The sequence below is a fragment of the Bradyrhizobium sp. ORS 285 genome, assembly GCF_900176205.1.
GTDB lineage: Bacteria > Pseudomonadota > Alphaproteobacteria > Rhizobiales > Xanthobacteraceae > Bradyrhizobium.
Window position 1 is genome coordinate 1,908,465 of the sequence record NZ_LT859959.1, and the last position, 22,588, is coordinate 1,931,052.

20 protein-coding genes are annotated in these 22,588 nt (G+C 64.7%); 9 read left to right on the forward strand and 11 right to left on the reverse strand.

Going from position 1 to position 22,588, the window contains the following annotated elements; translation table 11 throughout:
• Position 1 precedes the first annotated feature (1 nt).
• Positions 2-451 carry a MarR family winged helix-turn-helix transcriptional regulator gene (locus tag BRAD285_RS08715; protein ID WP_172889863.1) on the reverse strand — a complete coding sequence of 150 codons (450 nt, stop codon included), beginning with the start codon at positions 449-451 and terminating at the stop codon, positions 2-4.
• Between the two features lie 99 nt (positions 452-550).
• Here BRAD285_RS08715 and BRAD285_RS08720 point away from each other — a divergent pair, with 99 nt between their 5' ends.
• The 3 genes from BRAD285_RS08720 to BRAD285_RS08730 all read left to right on the forward strand — a co-directional run bounded on the left by BRAD285_RS08720 (position 551) and on the right by BRAD285_RS08730 (position 3,796).
• Positions 551-2,479 (forward strand): FAD-binding monooxygenase, encoded by a 1,929-nt coding sequence (locus tag BRAD285_RS08720; RefSeq protein ID WP_006609001.1) that lies wholly within the window; start codon positions 551-553, stop codon positions 2,477-2,479.
• 117 nt (positions 2,480-2,596) lie between these two features.
• On the forward strand, positions 2,597-2,842 hold the full coding sequence (locus BRAD285_RS08725) for a PilZ domain-containing protein (protein WP_035644208.1): 246 nt from the start codon (positions 2,597-2,599) through the stop codon (positions 2,840-2,842).
• 84 nt (positions 2,843-2,926) lie between these two features.
• Complete coding sequence (locus tag BRAD285_RS08730) at positions 2,927-3,796, forward strand: tetratricopeptide repeat protein (RefSeq protein ID WP_006608999.1); 870 nt, start codon at positions 2,927-2,929, stop codon at positions 3,794-3,796.
• Between the two features lie 3 nt (positions 3,797-3,799).
• On the opposite strand, the gene BRAD285_RS08735 is transcribed toward BRAD285_RS08730, so the two are convergent.
• From BRAD285_RS08735 to cpaB, 4 genes are read right to left on the reverse strand one after another with little or no spacing between them, the layout of a single operon-like run.
• Positions 3,800-5,068 carry an AAA family ATPase gene (locus tag BRAD285_RS08735; protein WP_006608998.1) on the reverse strand — a complete coding sequence of 423 codons (1,269 nt, stop codon included), beginning with the start codon at positions 5,066-5,068 and terminating at the stop codon, positions 3,800-3,802.
• Entirely contained in the window at positions 5,065-5,802 is a 738-nt protein-coding gene (locus BRAD285_RS08740; protein WP_006608997.1) for a CpaD family pilus assembly protein, read from the reverse strand. Before BRAD285_RS08740 ends, BRAD285_RS08735 begins: the two co-directional genes overlap by 4 nt.
• 36 nt (positions 5,803-5,838) lie before the next feature.
• Complete coding sequence (locus BRAD285_RS08745) at positions 5,839-7,308, reverse strand: type II and III secretion system protein family protein (protein ID WP_006608996.1); 1,470 nt, start codon at positions 7,306-7,308, stop codon at positions 5,839-5,841.
• An 11-nt stretch (positions 7,309-7,319) separates the two neighbouring features.
• Positions 7,320-8,129, reverse strand: a complete 810-nt coding sequence (cpaB, locus tag BRAD285_RS08750) for a Flp pilus assembly protein CpaB (protein WP_006608995.1) — start codon at positions 8,127-8,129, stop codon at positions 7,320-7,322.
• A gap of 722 nt (positions 8,130-8,851) precedes the next feature.
• Between cpaB and BRAD285_RS08755 the strand changes: the two genes are divergently transcribed.
• From BRAD285_RS08755 to BRAD285_RS08765, 4 genes are all read left to right on the forward strand, one after another.
• Complete coding sequence (locus BRAD285_RS08755) at positions 8,852-9,547, forward strand: PilZ domain-containing protein (RefSeq protein ID WP_006608994.1); 696 nt, start codon at positions 8,852-8,854, stop codon at positions 9,545-9,547.
• Positions 9,548-9,963: 416 nt separating this feature from the next.
• Positions 9,964-10,119 carry a hypothetical protein gene (locus BRAD285_RS35720; protein ID WP_006608993.1) on the forward strand — a complete coding sequence of 52 codons (156 nt, stop codon included), beginning with the start codon at positions 9,964-9,966 and terminating at the stop codon, positions 10,117-10,119.
• Between the two features lie 237 nt (positions 10,120-10,356).
• Entirely contained in the window at positions 10,357-11,286 is a 930-nt protein-coding gene (locus tag BRAD285_RS08760; RefSeq protein ID WP_006608992.1) for an aspartyl/asparaginyl beta-hydroxylase domain-containing protein, read from the forward strand.
• Between the two features lie 198 nt (positions 11,287-11,484).
• Complete coding sequence (locus BRAD285_RS08765) at positions 11,485-12,852, forward strand: AAA family ATPase (protein WP_006608991.1); 1,368 nt, start codon at positions 11,485-11,487, stop codon at positions 12,850-12,852.
• 1,503 nt (positions 12,853-14,355) lie between these two features.
• Here BRAD285_RS08765 and BRAD285_RS08775 read toward each other — a convergent pair.
• The 3 genes from BRAD285_RS08775 to galE form a co-directional block, all read right to left on the reverse strand.
• Positions 14,356-15,054, reverse strand: a complete 699-nt coding sequence (locus BRAD285_RS08775) for a fumarylacetoacetate hydrolase family protein (RefSeq protein ID WP_006608989.1) — start codon at positions 15,052-15,054, stop codon at positions 14,356-14,358.
• Positions 15,055-15,098: 44 nt separating this feature from the next.
• The gene (locus tag BRAD285_RS08780; RefSeq protein WP_006608988.1) at positions 15,099-16,904 is read right to left on the reverse strand and encodes an ABC transporter ATP-binding protein; all 1,806 of its coding nucleotides are present in this window, start codon (positions 16,902-16,904) and stop codon (positions 15,099-15,101) included.
• 103 nt (positions 16,905-17,007) lie between these two features.
• Positions 17,008-18,021, reverse strand: a complete 1,014-nt coding sequence (galE, locus tag BRAD285_RS08785) for a UDP-glucose 4-epimerase GalE (RefSeq protein ID WP_035644188.1) — start codon at positions 18,019-18,021, stop codon at positions 17,008-17,010.
• A 127-nt stretch (positions 18,022-18,148) separates the two neighbouring features.
• On the opposite strand from galE, the gene BRAD285_RS08790 reads away from it, so the two are divergent.
• Entirely contained in the window at positions 18,149-19,198 is a 1,050-nt protein-coding gene (locus BRAD285_RS08790) for a glycosyltransferase family 4 protein (RefSeq protein ID WP_085962736.1), read from the forward strand.
• Here the strand turns inward: BRAD285_RS08790 and BRAD285_RS08795 are convergent.
• Genes BRAD285_RS08795 through waaF form a run of 3 tightly spaced genes read right to left on the reverse strand, consistent with a single transcriptional unit; the run spans position 19,180 to position 21,426 of the window.
• On the reverse strand, positions 19,180-19,707 hold the full coding sequence (locus tag BRAD285_RS08795) for an HAD-IIIA family hydrolase (RefSeq protein WP_006608985.1): 528 nt from the start codon (positions 19,705-19,707) through the stop codon (positions 19,180-19,182). The two genes, BRAD285_RS08790 and BRAD285_RS08795, sit on opposite strands and share 19 nt — an antisense overlap.
• The gene (locus BRAD285_RS08800; RefSeq protein ID WP_006608984.1) at positions 19,708-20,304 is read right to left on the reverse strand and encodes a D-sedoheptulose 7-phosphate isomerase; all 597 of its coding nucleotides are present in this window, start codon (positions 20,302-20,304) and stop codon (positions 19,708-19,710) included.
• A 57-nt stretch (positions 20,305-20,361) separates the two neighbouring features.
• Positions 20,362-21,426, reverse strand: coding sequence for a lipopolysaccharide heptosyltransferase II (waaF, locus tag BRAD285_RS08805; RefSeq protein ID WP_006608983.1), 1,065 nt, complete (start codon positions 21,424-21,426; stop codon positions 20,362-20,364).
• 148 nt (positions 21,427-21,574) lie between these two features.
• On the opposite strand from waaF, the gene rfaD reads away from it, so the two are divergent.
• Entirely contained in the window at positions 21,575-22,555 is a 981-nt protein-coding gene (rfaD, locus tag BRAD285_RS08810; RefSeq protein WP_006608982.1) for an ADP-glyceromanno-heptose 6-epimerase, read from the forward strand.
• Positions 22,556-22,588 lie beyond the last annotated feature (33 nt).

A 22,588-nucleotide genomic window follows, 5' to 3' on the forward strand; every position in this document is an offset into this window, starting at 1 on the left:
CTCACCGCTCCGCCGCCTCTCGCAACGGCGCCCGGCTGAGCTCGTTGCCGGCGGCGATCGCCTTCTGCATCAGGCGGACCAGCTCCTTTGCCTCGGCCTTGGTCAGGCCGCGCACCATCATCCGCTGCGCGGTCTCCACCGCCGGCGTGATCGCCTCCAATGTCCGCCGCCCCTCCGCGGTGATCGAGAGCTCCCGCGCGCGCCGGTCGCGCAGGCTGGCCTGGCGGACGACCAGTCCCTTCTGCGCCAGCCGGTCGATCACGCCGGTGATCGTGGTGCGGTCGTAGGCGATCAGTCCGGCCAGCGTGATCTGGTCGACGGCAGGGTTCGCCGCAATCGCCGCCAGGGCGGCGTACTGAACCGGCGTCAGGTCGAATCCGGCCGCCTCGACCTCGGCCAGGAACACCGCCACTGCGATCTGCTGAAACCGGCGCGCCAAGTGCCCCGGCATCTCCTGCATCTCGGCCAAATCCCATCTCCCTCGCTCGCTTGACAAGCATACTGATGATCAGCATACTGATCAATAAGGAACAGCGCGGGAGGGCGCCACATGCAATTCCACCTGAATGGATTCCAGCCGGGCGATCCCGAGATCGCGGACGCCGCCGAGCGCGTGGCGAGCCAAGGTGCGAGCGGCCCTTTGCCGACTGATGTCGACGTCCTCATCGTCGGCTGCGGCCCGGCGGGGCTCAACCTCGCTGCCCAGCTCGCAGCCTTTCCAGATATCAAGACCTGCATCGTCGAGCAGAAGCCCGGCCGGCTGCTGCTCGGCCAGGCCGACGGCATCGCCTGCCGCACGATGGAGATGTTCAACGCCTATGGCTTTGCCGAGAAGGTGCTGAAGGAAGCCTGCTGGATCAACGAGACCACGTTCTGGAAGCCCGACGAGGCCAACAGCGCTGACATCGCGCGCAGCGGCCGCGTGCAGGACGTCGAGGACGGCCTGTCGGAGATGCCGCATGTCGTGCTGAACCAGGCGCGCGTGCACGACTTCTTTCTCGAAATGATGCGCCGCTCGGCCGCGAAGCTCGAGCCGTACTATTCGCGGCGGCTGCGCAATCTCACGATCGATCCCGCAGCGCCCGCCGGCGCGCATGGCGTGACCGTCAGCTTCGACCGCATCGATGCGGAGCACGAGGGGCAGGTCGAGACCATCAGAGCGCGCTACGTCGTCGGTTGCGATGGTGCTCGAAGCCAGGTGCGCAAGGCGATCGGCCGCGAGCTGCACGGCGATTCCGCCAACCATGCCTGGGGCGTGATGGACGTGCTCGCCGTCACCGATTTCCCCGACATCCGCTTCAAGTCGCTGATCCAATCGTCCAAGGACGGCAGCCTCTTGGTGATCCCGCGCGAGGGCGGCTATCTCGTGCGGCTCTATGTCGAGCTCGCCAAGCTCGAGGTCGGCGAGCGCGTCGCCGGCCGCAACATCACGGTCGACGAGGTGATCGCCAAGGCGCGGCGGATTCTCTCGCCCTATATGCTGGAAGTGAAAGAGGTCGCGTGGTGGTCGGTCTACGAGATCGGCCAGCGCATCACCGACAAGTTCGACGACGTGCCGGAGACGGAGGTCGCCACAAGGCTGCCGCGCGTATTCATCGCCGGCGACGCCTGCCACACCCATAGCCCGAAGGCGGGGCAGGGCATGAACGTGTCCATGCAGGACACCTTCAATCTCGGCTGGAAGCTCGCTGCCGTCTTGCGCAAGCGTTGCGCGCCGGAGCTGCTGCACAGCTACTCGGCCGAGCGCAAGGCGATCGCGCAGGAGCTGATCGATTTCGACCGCGAATGGTCGGGGATTCTGGCGTCCGCCGCCAAGCAGGGCGGCGCGGACGCCGCCAAGACGCAGGACTATTTCGTGCGCCACGGCCGGTATACCGCGGGCACCGCGACGCACTATCGGCCGTCGGTCCTTACCGGAGACGACACCTTCCAGCCGCTCGCCACCGGTTTCGTGATCGGCAAGCGCTTCCATTCTGCCCCGGTGATCCGGCTCGGCGACGCCAAGCCGCTACAACTCGGTCACGTCATCAAGGCCGACGGCCGCTTCCGCCTGTTCGCCTTTGCGGGTAGCGAAGATCCGACCGCGCCGGACTCCGCCATCCGCCGCCTGTGCCAATTCCTCAGCGAGGAAGCAGCCTCTCCCGTGCGTCGCTACACGCCTGATGGCGCCGACATCGATTCGGTGATCGATCTGCGCGCGGTGTTCCAGCAGGGCCATCGCGAACTCGCGCTCGAGAAGATGCCCGCGCTGCTGCTGCCGCGGAAGGGCCGCTACGGCCTGATCGATTATGAGAAGATGTTCTGTCCGGATCTGAAGAGCGGCCAGGACATTTTCGCGATGCGCGGCATCGATCGCGCCAGCGGCTGCCTCGTGATCATCAGGCCCGACCAGTATGTCGCGGATATCATGCCGATCGACGATGTCAGACGGCTGGCAGCGTATTTCGACGGCTTCATGCTGCCGGCCGGCGGAAGGTAAACGAATTCCAAATCGCAGCTCCGGATTTCCGGGGCAGGCGCTAGCCAGATCCCAACGTTTCCTCGCTAAAAGGAAGATCTCGGATGGACGATTGAGTGGGTGAGCGTCGAGATGTTGATGTTGGCGAACCGTCGTAAGAGCGAACGTCGGCTGTGCAGGAGGATCGCGAAGATCCATTATGGCAATGGCAGCCTGCCGCGGGACTGCACCGTGACGGATATCTCCGATGGCGGCGTGAAGGTCGTGGCTGAATTCGTCGAGATCCCGCCGCAGTTCACGATCGTGTTCTCGCCCGACCATCAGCGCAAGTGTCGCTTGGCCTGGCGCATCGGCTGCGAATTCGGCGCCGAATTCATCGATTGAGCGGGACGGCCGCAACAGCTTAACGGGACCTTAGGGTTAATCTGCCAGCGTGCAGATCATCCGGTCCCGAAGTAGTTCAGTTGCATGCGTACGCGGCCCTTTCGTTCCCTCCCTCTGCGCCGGCCTGTGGCGTTCGCGCTGTCCTTCGGCGTCGTGCTGCTCGGTCTCGGCGCCTGCCAGACCACCGATCTCGGCGATATCACCGGCGCGCTCGGCGGCAAGTCCGAAAAGCCCGGCGGGGCCGCCTCCGACCCGCGCGCCGAGCTCGACCAGCTCCGCGAGCGCTTTCGCGCCACCCCGAGCGATCCCGACGTCGCGCTGCGCTATGGCAGCGCGCTGCGCGCCACCGGGCAGCGCTCGCAGGCGGTGGCCGTGCTCGAGCAGGCGACCATCGCCAATCCCGGCAACAAGGCGCTTCTGGCGGCTTACGGCCGCGCGCTCGCCGACAACGGCAATTTCCAGCAGGCGTTCGACGTGCTGAGCCGGGCGCATTCGCCCGAGGATCCCGACTGGCGCATCCTGTCGGCGCAGGGCGCCGCGCTCGACCAGATGGGGCGCAACGAGGAGGCGCGGCAGTACTACGCGACCGCGCTGAAGATCGCGCCCGACGATCCCTCCGTGCTGTCCAATCTCGGCCTGTCCTATGCGCTCTCCAACGAGCTGCCGAAGGCCGAGGAGCAACTGCGCAAGGCCAGCGCCAATCCGGATGCGAGTCCGCGGGTGAAGACCAATCTCGCCGTCATCGTCGGCCTGCAGGGCCGCATGAGCGAGGCGGAGAGCATCGCACGCTCCGGGCTGCCGCCGGAGCAGGCCAATGCCAACGTCGCCTATGTGAAGCGGATTCTGGTGCGCCGGCAGATGGCGCAGCGCGAGCTGTCGCCGCGCCACGACCGGCCGGTGGCCGGCCAGCCCGACAAGGCCTTGGCGAAGGCGCTGAGCCGCTCCGACGACTGAGCGCTATTTCGCGCCGAGCAGTTTGGCGATCGGCGCCAGCAGCGAGCTGCGCTGCGGCCTCGCCTCGACCCGCCCCGTCAGCCGGTTGGCGATCTGCTGAAACAGTTTCGGCGTCCGGCTCAGCGCCCCGACCTCCGCGATCATCTGGCCGTTATTGGCGGCGGTGCCGAACAGCTTGCAGTCGAACGGGATCACCGCGACCGGCTCGGCCTCGACGGTCTTGGCGAAGCGCTTCAGGTCGATCTCCGGCCGCTTGGGCATGCCGACCTGGTTCAGGCAATACAGCGGCGGCCGGTCATTGGGGCGCGAGGCCTTGAGCACGGAGAGCAGGTTCTTGGCGTTGCGCAGGTTGGCGAGATCCGGCTCGGCGACCACCAGGATGTCGTCGGCATTGATCAGCGCGTGCCGCGTCCAGGCCGACCATTGGTGCGGCACGTCGAGCACGATGCATTGCTGCGTCAGGCGCAGCGTATCGAAGATCGCGTCGAACGCCTCGGCGCCGAAATCATAGACGCGGTCGAGCGTCGCTGGCGCCGCGAGCAGATTGAGATGCTCGGTGCATTTGGCGAGCAGGCGGTCCATCAGCGCCGTATCCGGCCGGTCCGGCTGGAAGATGGCGTTGGCGATGCCCTGCAGCGGGTCCTGATTGTAGTCGAGGCCGGCGGTGCCGAACGCCATGTCGAGGTCGATGACCACGGAATCCAGCGTCAGGTCGCGCGCCATGCTCCAGGCGACGTTGTGCGCGACGGTCGAAGCGCCGACGCCGCCCTTGGCGCCGACCACCGCGATGATGCGGCCGGTGATGACCGCCTCGGAGGCCGAGAACAGGCTGCAGATCGAGCGGATGATGTCGATGGTCTCGACCGGGCCCATGACGTAGTCGTTGACGCCGCGCCGCACCAGCTCGCGATAGGCGACGCCGTCGGACGGGCTGCCGATCAGCACCACGCGGGTGCCGGGATCGCAGACGCTGGCGAGATCGTCGAGGCCGGCGAGAATGTCGCCGTCCGGCCTGGTCTCGATCACGATGACGTTCGGCGTCGGCTGCGAATGATAGGTCTCGATGGCGCGGGCCATGCCGCCGGCCTTGATCGTGATATGCGCCTTGCCGAGCCGGCGGTCCTGGCTCGCCGCGAGCACCGCCGACGAGGTCTGGTCGGTCTCGGTGAACGCCTGCACGGAGACGCGGGGGACCGGCGCGATGTGATCGTCGAGCGCCGGGCCGCTGGGCGCCGGCTGCTCATCCTGGCTGAGACGGGACGCTTTGATCATTTGCCTGTATCGCTGAGCTTGGCCTTGTCGGCTTCCGGATAGGTGATCGCCGTCGACTCGCCCTTGCGGTATTTCTCGAACAGGGCGGTGCGGCGCGGCGTGTAGGCGGCCGTCTCCGAGCGCGGCTGCTCGAGATCGGCCGGATTGTCGATCATCGCAGCGAGGTTGCGCTGCGTGGCGCAGCCGAAGTTCTGATAGTGCTGATTGCTGCTGTAGCCGGGATTGTTGATGTTCGGCCCAAGATCGTCGGGCCACAGCCCGCAGGGGCCGGCGACGGCGGCCATCTTCGGATAGGTCAGGCGGATCACCGCGAGCTGCCGCGGATCATCCGGCGTGGTGTGCCGCAGCGTGATGGCGCGCGACGGCACGCCGCCTGAGGTCAGCACCGCGTGGATTTCGCGATAGGCATCGGAGGCGGCGCGCGCATTCGGCGTCCCGGCCGGCACGTCGGCGATGATCGCGCCGGTGCCTTCGCGCTGCCAGGAGCGCGCCAGGCCGATGACGTCGTCGCGCTGCGGCGAGGTGAGGCCGCCGCGGCCGCTGCCGATGAACACGACGATCGACTTCCGGCCTTCCTCGATCGCGATCGGATGGCGCATCTTGTAGTCATCGGGGATGGTCGCGACGACCTCGCCGGTGGTGGAGTTGCAGGCGCCGAGCGTGAGCGCGAGGCCCGCGATGGCCCCCAGCCGGTGCAGCGCGCGCAAGCCGTGATGTTCCGATGATCCCGCCATGATCTGATCCCCCCGTGCCCCGAAATCCCCGTCGTCTCAGTCGATGATGAAGCCGAAGCCGGCCGGCTGCCCCGTGGCCGTGTCGACCTTGGCGGCGATGCCGTACAGCCGGTTCATGCGGCCGAGCAGCGCCGATTCCGAATCGGTCGCCGGCGCAAAGCCGTCATCCGGCCGCGACAGCTCCTTCTGCGCGACGGCGCGCACGACATAGGGCGTCACCATCACCATCAGCTCGGTCTCGTTGTTGACGTAGTCCTGGCTGCGGAACAGCTGGCCGAGCACCGGCAGCTGATTGAGCCCGGGCAGGCCGTTGATCGCCTGCTTGGTCTGGTTCTGGATCAGGCCGGCCATCGCCATCGAGCCGCCGGAGGGAATCTCCAGCGTGGTCTCGGCGCGGCGGGTGCGGATCGCGGGGATGGTGACCGACGAGGCCGAGCCCGCGCTCGTGGCGTAGGACAGGGTGATCGCGTTGTCGTTCGACAGCTCCGACACTTCGGTCATGACGCGCAGGCTGATGCGGCCTTCGCTGAGCACGACCGGCGTGAAGTTCAGCGAGATGCCGAACTTCTTGAAGGTGACCGACGTGCTGCAGAGTCCGGTCTTCGGATCGCAGGCGTAGCCGCCGGGGACCGGGAATTCGCCGCCGGCGATGAAGGTCGCGGACTCTCCCGAGATCGCGGTCAGGTTCGGCTCGGCCAGCGTCTTGACGACACCCGCGGTCTCCATCGCGCGCATCGTCGCCGACACCGACGACAGATTGCCGCCGCCGATGGCGGAGAGGCCGTTGCCGGCCACCAGCGACTTGCCATAGGCCGTGAACGGATTGGTCTGGTTGAAGTTCACCACCGCAGTGCCGTAGGTCATGCTGGCGCTGAGGTCGATGCCGAGCTGCTTGACGATCTCGCGCCTCACTTCGGAGACGTTGACCTTCAGCATCACCTGGTCGCGGCCGCGCACGGCGATCGAGTTGACGACCTTGTCGGTGCCGCCGACCAGCCGTGCCGCGATCTCGCCGGCCTGCTGCGCCTCGACCGGGCTCGACACCGAGCCGGTGAGGATGACGCCGTCGCCGACGCCGTCGATCTTGACGCCGGGAATGCTCTGGCTCAGCGCCTGGCGCACGCCGTTGAGATCGCGCTTGATGGCGATGTCATAGGCGGCGACCTGCTGTCCCTCGCCGTCGAAGAACACCACGTTGGTCTGGCCGACCGCGGCGCCGATGATGTAGGCGCGCCGCGCCGAGCGCACCACGGCGTTGGCGATCTTGGGATCTGCGACCAGCACGTCCTTGACGTCCTGCGGGAAGTCGACGACCACCGACTTGCCGATGCCGAGCGACATGTAGCGGACCTTCGACGAGCCGACCGAGACGACCGGCGTGTCCAGCCGCTCATCGGCCGCCTTCACCGGCGCCAGCGCCGGATTGAGCGCGAGCGCGACGGCTGCCGAGATGGAAAGCGCGCGGACGATCCCCATCCCCATCTTTGCGCGTTGATGCCCCTTCATGGTCCCCGTCCTTACTTTGCGCCCTGCGAGGTCGAAACCCCGTAGCGAATGATCTCGATGGCGTTGCCCCGCTGCGCCATCTGCTGCTGTTGCTGCGTGTCGGACTTGCTGGTCTCGCTCGCATTGACGTCGGCGATGCTGCGCAGCGCGAGTGCGAGCGTGCCGGCCTGGCGTGCACGGGCCAGCGTCTCCGCCTGCTCCGGCTTGAGCTCGAGCGTCACGGTCTTGCCGACCACCGTGTTCTGGCCTTCCTTCTCCTTCGGCGCCTGGTCGATCGCGAGCACGCGCACATTGGTGAGGATGGTCTCTGAGCTGACGGAGTCGGCCGCGCCCGGCTTGTCCGGATTCTTGTCGCGCTTGGAGAGAATGACGTCGACGCGATCGTTCGGCAGGATGAAGCCGCCGGCGCCGGTCTCCGGCGAGATCTCGGTGGAGATGGCGCGCATGCCGGCGGGCAGGATCGCGGCCATGAAGCCGGAGCCGTCCGACTTGACCAGCTTCTGCTCGCGGATCGGCTCGCCGACCACGAACGGCGCGCGCGCGATCGAGCCGACCAATTGATTGGCGGCTTCCGGGCGATCGCCGCGCCGGATGAAGATGTTGCTCGCAGCCTCGGGCCAGGTCTGCCAGACGAGGTCGCCGGGCTTGATCGCCTGTCCGAGGCCGATGTCGGCCTTGGCCACCAGCACCTCGACGGTCGGCAGCTGCACGACCGGTGCGGCGGGCGCCGGCTGCTGGCCTTCGGAGTTGCTGACGAGATAGGCCGCAACGCCGCCAGCGCCGAGAGCGATGGTTAACACCACGATGCGTGCGGTCATCATGCGCGGAACTACTTTCTACTCATACACGGGGAGCAAACACGCTGATCGATCGACAGCGGTTCTCCCTGACTAACGACTAAGCGCCAATGGTATAAGCAGACTTGAACGAGACGGGCCGCAGCACCCGCCCCAAGCAACGATTGCGCAAGTGGTGAACAGGTTGTTAGCGTGCAAATAGTGAAACGCCGCGAATGTGTTAGCATTTCGTGGGCGGCGCGTTTGCACGCAGTAATCGTCGCGCGTGCAACAGAATGAGATCGTGAGTTGCAGCCGCGCCTCAGTGGTCATCTCGTTAAGCTTGATCGTTTGCTAACAACGCGTCGTAGGAACGATGACGGCCTCGACGTGGTTGTGCGGTCGCGCGAGGAGATGCGGATCGGTCGATCATGCTTGCCTGCGCCCGCGCGAGACGTCCGCGCTGCACTCTCCAGGGGAGCGACGATGCCGATACAGCATGCCGCGCTGCACCGTAATCAGACGGGGCCGCATCTTCAGAAAGCGGAAAGGGGTTGGACCTACGATTCCGTTGAGCGGGATTTCCGACCTGATTTTCAGACTTCTTTAGGTTTTTGCGCGCACCGTCCCGTCATGATGGCTGGGTTCGTGCGCGGTGTATTTCGTTCGAAAATACACGCAGAGATTGCATTGACTGCGGCGCGCTGCGGAGAGCGGCGGGCGGTCGCGGATCACGGGGATCAATGGGGATCGAGGGGAGGCGTGCGATGTCGGTTGCTCGATTCCTGAGGCAACGCGCGGTCCGGATCCAGACGGTCGGCACCTACACGCTGCCGAACTGGTATGATCCGCAAGGGAAGCTGCGCTCCTTCGCCTGCCGCACCACGCGGGTGTCGCCGTTTCGCGCGCTGCTCGACGTGCCCGTGGTCGGCAAGGTCGGCGATCGGCTGACGTCGTATTTCCGTGACTTCGGCAAGTTCGAAGGCGAGATCAGCGACACCGTGCATGGCGGCTTCCTGCTCGAATTGGAGATGACGCGCGCCGAGCGCGCCAAGCTCGCCGAGAAGCTGGTCTGGCTGGAGAAGAAGCAGAAGGATCCGACGATCCGCGATTCCCGCCGCGAGGCGCGCTTCGTGCCGAACTCGCCGCATTCGGAGCTGACGCTCGCCGACGGCAGCTGCATCCCTTGTCTTGTCATCGATGCCTCAATGTCGGGCGCGGCCGTCTCGGCCGCCGTCCAGCCGGAGATCGGCACGCCGCTCGCGGTCGGCAGCTGCATCGGCCGCGTGGTCAGGCATTTCCCCGACGGCTTCGCCGTCAGGTTCGTCGATACGATCCCGGCGTCATCGGAGCTCGAGCGGCGCGTCATCACCCCGCCGACCCGCCCCACCCGCCAGAAGCTCGTCACGCAACATGCCGACGAACGCAGCGTCGAGACGCCGCAGGACTTCTTCCTGGTGTGAAGGCGTCGGGGCAGGGCGGTTGCATGTAGCAAGCGCCGTCGCTGCGAGCTCGGGCTCCAAACGTCCTTCGAGACGCCCGCCTGCGGCGGGCTCCTCAGGACGAGGGCTGACTTCGTGGCGAAATCTCAACCCTCTCCATGGACGCACCACCGGCGTGTTCATGGTCCGTGTGCAGGCCCCCCTTTGGTGCCACCCCTCATGGTGAGGAGCGTCGCTCTTGCGACGCGTCTCGAACCATGAGGCCCGCGAGCGCGCGACCTGCTGAGTCTGCCGAGCAACATCCGCGGTTTCGCGTATTGGGCGTGTCAGCGAATCCGGGCAAGGGGAACTGGCAGCCGTCCGCACGGTTAACGCGCTGTTAAGCGGCGTCGTGAAAGCTTGGCGACGCCGGGTGCAATGCCAGGAGGACCAGTCCCATGGAGGCCCAGAAGACCGCGGTCGACGCCGTCGTCATCCTGACCGGTTGCGACCGTGACGCCGTCGCCGCCTTCATCCGCCGGATGTATCTGGCCGGCGTGCGCGATCCGAAGCGGCTGACCTTCAAGGGGCTGCAGGAGATGGCGCGGGGTTGACGTCCCGCCGCCGAGGGCCGGCGCCCAACCAGCCCAGCTGTTGCCGCCAGAACACGCTTCAGGACTTTCGCGCGTGAGTTGCGATCACATCCCGCACTGCGGGGGATGCAGCCTGCCGCACTTCCGGCTAAATTGAGTTCCTCGCGGCTGGTATCAGGCGACCGTCTTCGATCTCGCCCATAAGGCGACACGGTTCTGCGCAACACGCTCTGAGCGGCCGGATCATGGGGACCGGGCATGCTCAGTCAGTTCTTCGCGCCACAGCTCATCGGCCTCTACATCCTGATCGGGGCCACCCTCTACGTCCACTTCCGCGGCAAGGAGCGGCTGCGCTTCGCCCGCCAGCTCGGCGATCACTCCACCTATCTCGCCCCCTACAATGTGCTGATGTATGCCGGCTCGGCCGTGCCGAACACGCCGGTAATCCCGGTCGAGCAGTTTCCGGAGCTCAAGACGCTCACCGACAATTGGCAGGAGATCCGCGAGGAGGCCGTGCGCCTGTTCGACGAGGGTTTTATTCGCGCCGCCGCCAAGAACAACGATTGGGGCTTCTATTCCTTCTTCAAGAGCGGCTGGAAGCGCTTCTATCTGAAATGGTACGACGACTTCCTGCCGTCGGCGCGCACGCTGTGCCCGAAGACCGTGGAGCTACTGAACTCCATTCCGAATGTGCACGGCGCGATGTTCGCGATGCTGCCGCCCGGCGGCAAGCTCGGCGCCCACCGTGACCCCTTCGCCGGCTCGCTGCGCTATCACTTAGGCCTGGTGACGCCGAACTCCGACAAGTGCCGCATCGTGGTCGATGGCGTGCCCTGCGTCTGGCGCGACGGCGAGGCCTTCATGTTCGACGAGACCTTCATCCACAGCGCCGAGAACGCAACCGACATCAACCGCATCATCCTGTTCTGCGACGTCGAGCGCCCGATGAAGTACGGCGTCTTCACCGCCATGAACCGCTGGGTCAGCCACCACATCGTCAAGGCCTCGGCGACCCAGAACGTCGAGGGCGAGCACGTCGGCGTGCTGAACAAGGTGTTCGGCAAGCTGTATGAGTTTCATTTGGCCACGCGCAAGGTAAAGGCGTGGAATAGGACGGTGTATTACGCGGCGAAGTATACGGTGACCGTGGCCATCGTGGGGGCGATCGTGGTGTCGGCGTTTCGGTGAGGAGAGGAGGGCGGATTAGCGGAGCGTAATCCGCCGCCCTAGAACGTGAACGGTGGCGGATTGGGCCTTCGGCTAATCCGTAGTTCGCTTTCTTGTGCGCAGTTGTCGGTTTCGGCCCCTGGCTGACCTGCTGTCCTTTAAGCGTGCTAAGATGTCGCCTTCTTCAGGAAATTCGTTGATGGCTGCCGGAGATTTTTCATGAAAATATCATTTGAGAATTTTCGTGGCTTTAAAGCCGTCGGTCCGACAGAGGTTCGGCCTATCACGCTGCTGGTGGGTGAGAATAGCTCGGGAAAAACATCGTTCCAAGCAGCCTTGCGCTATCTTCTTTCAGTTAGTTCATTTCTATCGCAGGAATCAACGGGATTTAATCAGTCTCCATTTTTGCTTGGTGGGTTCGAGGACATCGCTTACAGCCGTGTAGGGCGCCGAGGAACTAATTCGAATTATTTCTCCATCGCTGTTCAGAGAAGAACGCATCGCATGAGCGATCGAAATTCAGTGCCGCTTGCCGAAAATATCGCGGGCGAGTATCGAATGTCACTTCGGTTCTTTGATTGGCTGGGGCAGCCTGCGTTGCAGGCGGTTGAATTCGCCGTTGATGCCAAGGCGGTGCTGATTGATTTCGTCGAAATGAAGGTTGTCTTCAAAGATCAAGAAAAAAATCGATCTTACGAATACGAAGTTGCACATGAAATGCATCCTCAGCTTGAGCAAACAAGACGTATCCCGTCTAGTATGGGAATAATTATTTCGCAGCTTTTCTTTTTGACTTTCGGAAGGGATATCCCATCGCGCCGGGTGATCCTTTCAACTGATGCTGGAAATGAGGTGGAGTCATTCAAGGTGGTTCTAAGTACAGCTTACCACGTTTTTTTTAATTCAAGCGGTGACTTGCGAGTTTTGGCGCTTTCTCCGATGCGCACTGAGCCGAAGCGGGTGTATGAGGTCTTAGATGCGCAAGCTTCTCCCATGGGGGCTCACGTGCCAATTCGGCTGGCTCAGGAAAAAGTTCAGGAGATCGAAAGTTGGAACTTAAAGCGGGACTATTTCTCTCGGTTCGGCAAAGAGGCTGGACTATTTTCCAACATTGATATTCGAAGATTGGGCTCAACGCAGAATGATCCCTTCCAGATTATGGTGTCTGTGGGTGGAAAGAAGCGCAATATTGTAGATGTCGGCTATGGGGTCAGTCAGGTTTTGCCTCTGCTGTACGAAATGGCGGAGACGAGTCGACGCAAGCTATTGCTGATGCAGCAGCCGGAAGTTCATTTGCATCCCAAAGCTCAGGCGGAGCTTGGGAGTTTAATTGTTGATACGCATTCCCGTATGAAGCATAATTTCGTGGTCGAAACTCATAGCGATTTTATCGTCGATCGTATTCGGAATCATATCCGTTTAGGCGAGTTGAAGCCTTCTCAGGTGTCGCTCTTGTACTTTCATCGTCCGAAAGATGAGCTTGTAATTTCGCATATTGAGTTGGACGACCGCGGGGATGTTGTAAGTCCCCCTATTGATTATAGGGACTTTTTCTATCGCGAAGAAAAGAATTTGTTCGGGTTTTGAAGATGTGCCTTATCATCGATAACAATGTTGCTCACGAGGTTGTTCAAAAATCGCGATCAGCGATGCCAATAATAAAGGCATTGGATTGCCGAAAGGTCATGCTTGCCACGGGCGGGCTGCACTTGCAGGAGTTGCTCGGCAATAAGATGGGGCGATTGATAAAGGAGCTTATTAGAAATGGAAGGGCGAGAAATTTCTCGGGTCCAATAATTGAAAGCAAGACGAAGGAATACGAAGCTAACGAAAGCGTGCGTTCAGATGATCCTCATATTCTCGCTTTGGCTGCGGTTTCGGGGGCCAGAGTTCTTTACACGAGGGATAAGGATTTGATTGGCGACTTTCGAAATAAGAGTCTGATCAGCCCTAGAGGCTCTATATATTCGAGCGAAAGGAACGAGCATTTGTTGCGGCGATGTTGCTCCTGTTGACCTCGTTCGTTGGTTGGAGGAATTTCGTTCGAAATGCGCGGGTCAGGGGGGGGCGTCGTGCAAATCACACCCATCGTGCCAAGTCCTGTCAAGATCTTCCGGAAACATAAATCGCTTGATATTTTCGCCAAATCAGCATTACAGTCCACCCATCCCGTTGCACGGTAGGGGACGGTTCGCGGTCGTCACGGACGTTGGCAGCGGGGAGCGGTGGACGCGGGCGGCGGCGTGCTGTTAGCACGGACGAACGTTTGTCTCGCGGACGGTGAAGGCGTGTGGTTCTGATACTCCGACGCTAGTATCAACCCGGCAACGATGCCTAACGGCATCGCGTTGGGGATGGTGGCCAGAAAGCCCGGTGCACCAGGAAGAGCGCGCTATAGCCTGTTAAAACCATCGCGCGGGGAGGGCCGGGTGTGTTCGGCCAGACCTGTGGTGACTGCCGCCTGCTTTTTTTCTGCAGGCGGGCCACGGGCGCGGCCAGCGCCCGGCCTTCCCTGCGCCCTCCATTCTCAGGAGGGCGGGAGTTGGAGCATCACTCGGGCGCGGGATGCGTCGCGAGAAGGTGGATGCTCGTTCCCTCGACGCGATGCTGTTTGAGATTGTGGAAATGATGACGCGGCTTTCGGCGTCGTGAGCGAACTCGTCCGGAGTCCTCATGACGCCCCTGGATTGCTTCGCTGCGCTCGCAATGACGGAATATGCGGCCGACCGCGGGGGCGGTGAGCTCCCCTCCCCCTTGCGGGGAGGGGTTGGGGGTGGGGGTCTCCGGGCGATGACGTTTGTTGGGACGCGGGGGATCGTTGGGAGCGGTGCTGCGGAAGAGCGTCGGAGAAAGCGGTGCGGTGGTCGCTGTGGGAGTGGGGTCGTTGCGCGACTTGATCTTGGCGGATCGAGGCAGCGGATTTCGGGGACCCCCAACCCCCGACCCCTCCCCGCAAGGGGGAGGGGAGTGGACCGGTCGTGGTGCGAGAGCGTGCCCATTGCGAAGCCCCTAAAGAAAAAGGCCGCGCTGTGCGTGGCCTTTTTGAAAGCTAGGTCTGCGGCGGTGGCCGCCGCGCGAGGCGTTGGCGGCTTACTTCGCCGTCGGCCCGATGCTCACCTTCAGCGTGCCGACGCCGTCGACGCCGCATTCAATCTTGTCGCCGGCGACGACCGCCGCGACGCCGGCCGGGGTGCCGGTCATGATGATGTCGCCGGCGGCGAGCTCGACCTGTTGGGAGAGCTTCCAGATGATCTCCGGCACGTTCCAGATCAGCTCGGAGAGGTCGCCGGTCTGGCGCTCGGTGCCGTTGACCGATAGCCAGATCTTGCCCTTCGACGGGTGGCCGATCTTGGCCGCGGGCACCACGGCCGAGCAGGGCGCGGAGTGATCGAAGGATTTGCCGACCTCCCAGGGGCGCTGCATCTTGCGCGAGGCGAGCTGCAGGTCGCGGCGGGTGAGGTCGATGCCGACGGCGTAGCCGTAGACATGGTCGAGCGCCTTGTCGGTCGGAATGTTGAGGCCGCCGCTCTTGAGCGCGACCACCAGCTCGACCTCGTGATGCATGTCCTGGGTCAGCGGCGGGTAGGGGATCACGGCGCCCTCGGGCGCCAGCATGTCGGCGTGCTTCGCAAAGAAGAACGGCGGGTCGCGCTCGTCATTGCCCATCTCGCGGATGTGCTCGAGATAGTTGCGGCCGACGCACCAGATGCGGCGGACCGGGAAGACACCGGCTTCGCCCTGGACGGGAAGCGAAGGCTGCGGGAAGGCCGGGATGACGGTGGAGCTCATGAAAGGTCTCGATGCGGTGAGATGATCGGATCAGGACGTCGCGGTCATGAAGTTGCGGTCATGGGGATCACGTTCGGCCCCATGTCGCGCTGTTGCAGGCGGAAGAACGAAGCATAGCGGCCGCCACGGCGCAACAGATCGTCATGCCGGCCGCGCTCGACGATGTCGCCGGCCTCGACGACGAGGATGGCGTCGGCGTTCATGATGGTGTGCAGGCGATGCGCGATGACGATGGTGGTGCGGTTCTGGCAGAGATGCTCGATCGCCTCCTGCACCTGGCGCTCCGACTCGGAGTCCAGCGCGGCGGTGGCCTCGTCGAGCAGGATGATCGGGGCGTTGCGGATCAGCGCCCGCGCCACCGCGATGCGCTGGCGCTGGCCGCCGGAGAGCTGCGTGCCGTGCTCGCCGACCGGCGTGTCGTAGCCGAGCGGGAAGCCCATGATGAAGTCGTGCGCGCAGGCAGCCTTCGCCGCCTCGATGATCTCGGCGTCGGTGGCGCCGGGCTTGCCGAAGGCGATGTTGGCGCGAATGGAGTCGCGGAACAGATAGACGTCCTGGCCGACATAGGCGGCCTGCTCGCGCAAGCTACGCCGCGACACCTGCGAGATCGTCTGGCCGTCGATCAGGATGTCGCCCTCGGTCGCCTCGTAGAAGCGCAACAGCAGCGCCAGCACCGTCGACTTGCCGCCGCCGGACGGGCCCACCAGCGCGGTGACCTTGCCAGGCTCGGCGATAAAACTCATGCGGTTGAGCACCGGCTCGTTGCCGCGATACGAGAACGAGACGTCGCGCAGCTCGATCTTGGCTTGCGTGAGCTTCAACGCCGGCTTGTCGTCATCGGGCTTCTCGCTAGCCGGGCTGTCGACCACTTCGAGCAGCATGCGGGCGCCGACGAGCTGGCTGTTGAGATCGATGTTGAGCCGCGCGAGACGCTTGGCCGGTTCGGTCGCCATCAGGAAGGCGATCATGAACGAGAAGAACTGGCCGGGCGTGGCGTCGAGCGCGACCACGGAATAGCCGGCATACATCAGGCAGCCGGCGACGGCGAAGCCGCCGAGCATCTCCATCAGCGGGTTGGAGCGGTTGGAGACGCGGGCCATCTTGTTGGCGTTCTGCTCGACGGCGGCGATGTTGGCATCGATGCGCGCCCGCATCGTGTCCTCGAGCGTGAACGCCTTGACGGTGCGGATGCCCTGCAGCGATTCCTGCATCGTCTCGAGGATGTCGGCATTGCCGGTGAACTGGCTGTAGGCGAGGCCCTTGATGCGCTTGACCAGCTTGCGCAGCACCAGCATCGCCGGCGGCACCACGACGAGGCCGAGCAGCGACATCCAGGGATCCTGCAGCACCATCACGGCTATCATGCTGATCAGCGTGACGAGATCGCGCCCGATGGCGTTGATCAGCATGCTCAGGATGTCAGTGATCGACTTGGCGCCGGAGGTGAGGCGGGCCAGGAACTCGGAGGAATGCCGCTCGGAGAAGAAGCCGACGCTCTCGTTCATCAGCTTGGCGAACAGCTGCCGCTGATTGTTGGCGAGGATGGCGTTGGAGATCTTCGACAGGATAACGGCGTAGCTGTAGGTGGTCACGCCCTTGACGAAGAGAAGCAATACGGTGACGCCGGAAAGCAGGACGATGCCCGGAATGCTCTTCTCGACATAGGCCTTGTTGATGACCTGGCCGAGCACGTAGGTCGCCGCGGCGCTGGCTCCGGCGGCGACCGCCATCAGCGCAAACGCAGTGAGATAGCGGCGCCAGTAGACGAGGCCCTGTTCCATCACGAGGCGGCGGATCAGGATCGCGGCGCCATAGGGATCGTCGGTGATCTTCTTCGGAAATTCGGCCATTCTGGTCCCTGGCCGCCCTCGACAAATCGCCGGGCGGACAAGAGTGCTTGCCCGCTCGGGGCGGCTTTTTCAAGCCCCCCGCATCCCGCTTAAGTCCTTGATTCTAGGCCGAGGCCCGCTGCTCATGCTCGCTGTGGCGTTCCAGAAACAGTTTCTGCTCCCAGGCCAGCGCGTGGGCGGCGATTGTGTCCAGATCGTCATAAGCGGGCGTCCAGTCGAGCAGCGCCCTGAGACGGCTGGTATCGGCGACCATGGCCATCATGTCCCCCGGGCGGCGCGGTCCGTATTGCACCGGGATGGCGCGGCCGGAGACGCGGCGGACGGCCTCGATGGTCTCGAGCACGGAATAGCCGCGGCCATAGCCGCAGTTCAGCGTCACGGAACTGCCGCCGCCGCGCAGATAAGCGAGCGCGGCGCGGTGCACCTGGGCGAGGTCGCTGACATGGATGAAATCGCGCACGCAGGTGCCGTCCGGCGTCGGATAATCGGTGCCGTAGACGTCGATCTTGGCGCGCTGGCCGGTGGCGACCTCCATCGCGATCTTCATCAGATGCGTGGCGCCGACGGTGGCGGAGCCGATGCGGCCAAAAGGATCGGCGCCGGCGACGTTGAAATAGCGCAGCACGGCGTAGTTGAGATCATGCGCCGCGGCGACGTCGTGCAGCATGATCTCGGTCATCAGCTTCGAGCTGCCATAGGGCGAGGTCGGCCGGGTCGGCGCGGTCTCGGGCACCGGGATCTGCTCCGGCGCGCCGTAGACGGCGGCAGTGGAGGAGAAGATGAAGCGGCTGACGCCGCGCTTGACCGCCGCATTCAGCAGGCTGCGCGTGGTCATGGTGTTGTTGCGGTAATACAGCAAGGGATCGCGCACCGATTCCGGCACTACGATCGAGCCGGCGAAATGGATGATGCTGTCGACGCCGTGCTGGCTGATGACGCCGTCGACGAGGTTCTCGTCGCCGGCATCGCCGATGAACAGCGGCACGCTGTCGGGCACGAAGCCGGAAAAGCCGGTCGAGAGGTTGTCGATCACCACGACGCTCTCGCCGGCCTCGGCCAGAGCGAGCACCATGTGGCTGCCGACATAGCCGGCGCCGCCAGTGACAAGCACGGTCATTGTTTGACGCGATCCCTGTTTGTTTTGCGGCACACTAACGCCCGCGAAATGAAGGACCGGTTGCGGGAATCGCGAACTGGCGGGCGTGCTTAATGTTGCGTATAGGGAACCGTTCCAATTGGAGTTGATGGTGCAAGCCGACCCGTTTTCCGCAGCCGATCTCGACGTGATCGTGCCGAACCTGCACCGCCGCTATTCGGGCGTGACGGCGACCAATCGCATGGTGGCGCCGAAGCTTGCGAAGCTGGTGCGCGCGGCGTGGCTCGGCAGCTACGCGCCGGAGGGGATCGCGCGGATGCGCGCGCGCGATCTGCTCGGCGTCTGGGGCCGGCGGCGGCCGCTGATCTGGCACGCGCGCCGCAATGACGAGATGATCGTCGGCGTGCTCATGCGAGCGCTCGGCTGGCCGTTCAAGCTGGTGTTCACCTCGGCCGCGCAGCGCCATCATAGCTGGATTACGCGCTGGCTGATCCGCCGCATGGACGCGATCATCGCGACCAGCGACATCTCGGCGTCCTATCTGAAGCGCGAGGCGGTGGTGATCACGCACGGCGTCGACACCGAGGTGTACAAGCCGCCCGCGGATCGCGCCTCCGCCTTCGCCGAAAGCGGGCTGCCGGGCAAATATGCCATCGGCTGCTTCGGCCGTGTCCGCGCGCAAAAGGGCAGCGACGTGTTCGTCGCCGCGATGTGCCGGCTGTTGCCGCGCTATCCGGATTTTTCCGCCGTGCTGGTCGGCGCCGTCACGCCGGAGCAGATGTCGTTCGCAGCCGAGCTGAAGAAGCAGATCGCGGCCGCAGGGCTGGAGCAGCGCATCGTCATCACCGGCGAGCTCGACATCGCCGATGTCCAGCGCTGGTATCAGCGGCTGACGATCTACGCCTTCACTTCGCGCAACGAAGGCTTTGGCCTGACCTTGATCGAAGCCATGGCCGCCGGCGCCGCGCTGGTCGCCGCGCGCGCGGGAGCTGCGGAGATCGTGGTGGAGGAGGGCGTCTCGGGAAAGCTGGTGCCGCCGGGCGATGTCGATGCGCTGGTGGCAGCGCTCGAGCCGCTGATGCAGAATCCAGAAGCGGCTCGCGTCATGGGCGCACGGGGGCGGACGCGCGTGGTGGACAAGTTCAGCCTCGAGGCGGAGGCCGAGAAGATCGCCGCGGTCTATCGCGGGCTGGTCTGAGCGATGACCTCGGTGACGAACGCATCGAGGTCGCCGCCTTCGAACAGGAAGCCGGGCAGGCCGGCGGCTTCGGCGGCGGCAATGTCGGAGGCGCGATCGCCGATCACGAAGCTGCCCTCGCGCCGGACGGGCCAATGCTGCATCAGGTCGAGGATCATCCCCGGTGCCGGCTTGCGCCAGGGATGCTCGCGCAGATAGCGCTCCACGGAGCCTTCGGTATGGTACGGGCAGTAGCGAATGTCGTCGATCACAGCCCCCTGCGCCGCCAGCTCGGCCCGCATCCAGTCATGCAGGCTGAGCACGTCGTCCTCGCTGAACAGCCCGCGCGCCACGCCGGACTGGTTGGTGAACAGGAACACGTGATAGCCGGACTCATTGAGCCGTCGGATTGCCGGCGCCACATTCGGCATCCAGCGGATGCGCTCAGGCGAGCCGATGTAGTTGTCGTCATGATTGATGACGCCGTCGCGGTCGAGAAACGCCGCCGGCTTCAAGGGAGCGCTGGTCATCTAAGTCTCGTCTCGCATCAAGGCCGCCTCGATCGTCTCGCAGATGCCATGGGCGGTGGCGAGATGAATCTGCTGGATCAGCGGCGTGTCGTCGCTCGGCGCGACCAGCAGCTCATCGCAGAGCTCGCCCATCGCGAGCCCCTTGGTGCCGGTGAAGCCGATCGTGATCAGCCCGCGCTCCCGCGCCTTGCGCAGCGCATTGAGGATGCTCGGCGAGCGCCCCGAGGTCGAGATCGCCAGCAGCACGTCGCCTCGTGCGCCGAGGCCCTCGACCTGGCGGGCGAAGACATGGTCGAAGCCGTAATCGTTGCCGATCGCGGTCAGCGCCGAGGTGTCCGTGGTCAGCGCGATCGCCGCCCAGGCCGGTCGCTCCTGCTTGTAGCGGCCGACGATCTCGGCGGCGATGTGCTGCGCATCCGCCGCGCTGCCGCCATTGCCGACGATCAGCAGCTTGTGGCCGCCGCGCAGCGCCGCGATGATGGTCACCGCAATCCGCTCCGCGCTGGCGAGCATCGCCGCATCACCGGCGGCACGCTCCATCGCCGCGCGGGAGCGGGCGAGATGGCTGGCGATCAGGCTGTCTGGTGCGTGGGTCACGATGACGGCTCAGGGGGCGATGAGGCCGGTGTATGGGGCGCGCTGCTCCAGCGCAAGCTAGGGCGCGACCGAAATGGCCGCGTCAGCCAGCACGCGCTGCGCGATCGCGGCCACGTCCATCGCCGGGATGTCACGCATGCAGCGATGGTCGTTCATGCGGCAGACCGGGCGATGGCAGGGCTGGCAGGTCACCTGCGTCTTGGTCTGCACCGTCGCAGCCAAGCCGTTCAGCGGCGCCCAATGGTAGGGGCTTGTGGGGCCGAAGATGCCCATGGTCGGCGTGCCCAGGGCGGCGGCGATGTGCATCAGCCCCGAATCATTGGAGATGGCCACGCCCGCGGCAGCCATGGCCAGGATGCCATTGCGCAGATCGGTTCCGGTGAGGTCGCGAACCGCGGGTCCGCCGGTGGCGACGATCTCGGCCGCCAGCGCCTTCTCGCCGGGGCCTCCGACCACCCAGACGTCGAGGCCGGCGTCGAGCAACAGCTTGGCCGCTTCGCCATAGAACGGCCAGCGCTTGGCGGCGCCGACCGATCCGGGCGCCAGGGCGACCGCCGGGCGGCTGCCGAGGCCGTTGGCCTCGCGCCAGCGCGCGACGTCCTCGGGCGGCACCCGAAGCTGCGGCACGGGCCATTCAGGGGGCAACGGCGCGCCGTCGGGCCGAGCGAGCGCGGCATTCTTGTCGATGAAGCGCGGCAGCGCCTTCTCGCCCCAGCGCCAGCGATTGAGCAGGCCGAACCTGAATTCGCCGACGAAGCCGACGCGCTCGGGAATGGCCGCCAGCGCCGGCGCCAGCGCCGATTTCCAGGTCCGCGGCATCACCAGCGCAGTGCGATAGTGGCGCTCGCGCAACAGGGTGGCGAGCTGCCACTGCCTGGCCAGCGCCAGCCGGCTGCGCGGCAGGTCCCAGACGATGCCGGAGCGCACGCCCGGCATGTAATCGACCAGTGGAGCGCACAGCGAGGTCACCAGCAGGTCCACCGGGCGATTCGGCCAGCGCTCCTTGAGCACCCGCACCACGGTGTGGCCGCGGACGAAATCGCCGATCCACATATAGGGGATGATCAGAATCGGGCTGGTGTCGTCAGCGTCCACCGCGCTCTCTGCCGAATTCGAATTCATTCTTTGACTGCCTGGCTCCGGCGCGCTGGTAGCCGCTCGGCCGCCGCAGGTAAAGTGGGCCGGGCCCGGCCTTTACCAAAGCGCTTACACTTTGGCCGCGCATGCGCTACGCGAGGGCCGGGTTTTCGGGATCAGGACGGGTTACGGAATGTTGCTGGTGACTGGCGGCGCCGGGTTTATCGGATCGAATCTGGTGGCGGCGCTGAACGACGCCGGCCGCACCGACGTCGTCGTCTGCGACACGCTCGGCAGCGAGGGCAAGTGGCGCAATCTGGCCAAGCGGCAGCTGGCCGATGTCGTGCCGCCGTCCGATCTGGACGCCTGGCTGAAGGGCCGGAGGCTCGACGCCGTCCTGCACATGGGCGCGATCTCCGCGACCACGGTCGTCGACGGCGACCTCGTGATGGAGCGTAATTTTCGCAGTTCCTTGCGCCTGCTCGACTGGTGCACGGCGAATACCACGCCGTTCATCTACGCGTCCTCGGCGGCCACCTATGGCGACGGCGCGCAGGGGTTCGTCGATGATCCGTCGCTCGACGCGCTGAAGACGCTGCGGCCAATGAACCTCTATGGCTGGAGCAAGCATCTGTTCGACATGGCGATCGCCGCACGCGCCGAGCGCGGCGAGCGTCTGCCGCCGCAATATGCCGGCTTGAAGTTCTTCAACGTGTTCGGTCCCAACGAGTACCACAAGGGATCGATGATGAGCGTGCTGACGCGCCGCTTCGATGAGATCAAGGCCGGGCAGCCCCTTCAGCTATTCAAGTCGCATCGCGAGGGCATCGCCGACGGCGACCAGCGCCGCGACTTCATCTATGTCGACGATGTCGTGCGCGTGATGCTGTGGCTATTGGCCACGCCGTCGGTCTCCGGGCTCTTCAACGTCGGCACGGGGCAGGCGCGCAGCTTCAAGGACATGATGCTGGCGGTCTATGCGACGCTCGGAGCCACGCCGCGGATCGAGTACGTCGACATGCCCGAATCGATTCGCGGGAGCTACCAGTACTTCACCCAGAGCCATGTCGACCGCCTGCTGGCCGCAGGCTACAACGGCGGCTTCACACGGCTCGAGGATGCGGTGGCCTTCTATGTCCGAGATTATCTCGATTCCGCCGACCGCTTCCGCTAAACGATTTCGTTCCGACCACTGCACCGAGACCGC

Excerpts from the sequence above, each read along its gene's own strand:
- BRAD285_RS08760 (WP_006608992.1), top strand. The coding sequence starts at position 10,357 with ATGCTCAGTCAGTTCTTCGCGCCACAGCTCATCGGCCTCTACATCCTG.
- BRAD285_RS08745 (WP_006608996.1), bottom strand. The coding sequence starts at position 7,308 with ATGAAGGGGCATCAACGCGCAAAGATGGGGATGGGGATCGTCCGCGCG.
- rfaD (WP_006608982.1), top strand. The coding sequence starts at position 21,575 with ATGTTGCTGGTGACTGGCGGCGCCGGGTTTATCGGATCGAATCTGGTG.
- BRAD285_RS08765 (WP_006608991.1), top strand. The coding sequence starts at position 11,485 with ATGAAAATATCATTTGAGAATTTTCGTGGCTTTAAAGCCGTCGGTCCG.
- BRAD285_RS08790 (WP_085962736.1), top strand. The coding sequence starts at position 18,149 with ATGGTGCAAGCCGACCCGTTTTCCGCAGCCGATCTCGACGTGATCGTG.
- galE (WP_035644188.1), bottom strand. The coding sequence starts at position 18,021 with ATGACCGTGCTTGTCACTGGCGGCGCCGGCTATGTCGGCAGCCACATG.
- BRAD285_RS08730 (WP_006608999.1), top strand. The coding sequence starts at position 2,927 with ATGCGTACGCGGCCCTTTCGTTCCCTCCCTCTGCGCCGGCCTGTGGCG.
- BRAD285_RS08780 (WP_006608988.1), bottom strand. The coding sequence starts at position 16,904 with ATGGCCGAATTTCCGAAGAAGATCACCGACGATCCCTATGGCGCCGCG.
- BRAD285_RS08715 (WP_172889863.1), bottom strand. The coding sequence starts at position 451 with ATGCCGGGGCACTTGGCGCGCCGGTTTCAGCAGATCGCAGTGGCGGTG.
- BRAD285_RS08740 (WP_006608997.1), bottom strand. The coding sequence starts at position 5,802 with ATGGCGGGATCATCGGAACATCACGGCTTGCGCGCGCTGCACCGGCTG.
- BRAD285_RS35720 (WP_006608993.1), top strand. The coding sequence starts at position 9,964 with ATGGAGGCCCAGAAGACCGCGGTCGACGCCGTCGTCATCCTGACCGGT.
- cpaB (WP_006608995.1), bottom strand. The coding sequence starts at position 8,129 with ATGATGACCGCACGCATCGTGGTGTTAACCATCGCTCTCGGCGCTGGC.
- waaF (WP_006608983.1), bottom strand. The coding sequence starts at position 21,426 with ATGAATTCGAATTCGGCAGAGAGCGCGGTGGACGCTGACGACACCAGC.
- BRAD285_RS08755 (WP_006608994.1), top strand. The coding sequence starts at position 8,852 with ATGTCGGTTGCTCGATTCCTGAGGCAACGCGCGGTCCGGATCCAGACG.
- BRAD285_RS08735 (WP_006608998.1), bottom strand. The coding sequence starts at position 5,068 with ATGATCAAAGCGTCCCGTCTCAGCCAGGATGAGCAGCCGGCGCCCAGC.
- BRAD285_RS08795 (WP_006608985.1), bottom strand. The coding sequence starts at position 19,707 with ATGACCAGCGCTCCCTTGAAGCCGGCGGCGTTTCTCGACCGCGACGGC.
- BRAD285_RS08775 (WP_006608989.1), bottom strand. The coding sequence starts at position 15,054 with ATGAGCTCCACCGTCATCCCGGCCTTCCCGCAGCCTTCGCTTCCCGTC.
- BRAD285_RS08720 (WP_006609001.1), top strand. The coding sequence starts at position 551 with ATGCAATTCCACCTGAATGGATTCCAGCCGGGCGATCCCGAGATCGCG.
- BRAD285_RS08725 (WP_035644208.1), top strand. The coding sequence starts at position 2,597 with ATGTTGGCGAACCGTCGTAAGAGCGAACGTCGGCTGTGCAGGAGGATC.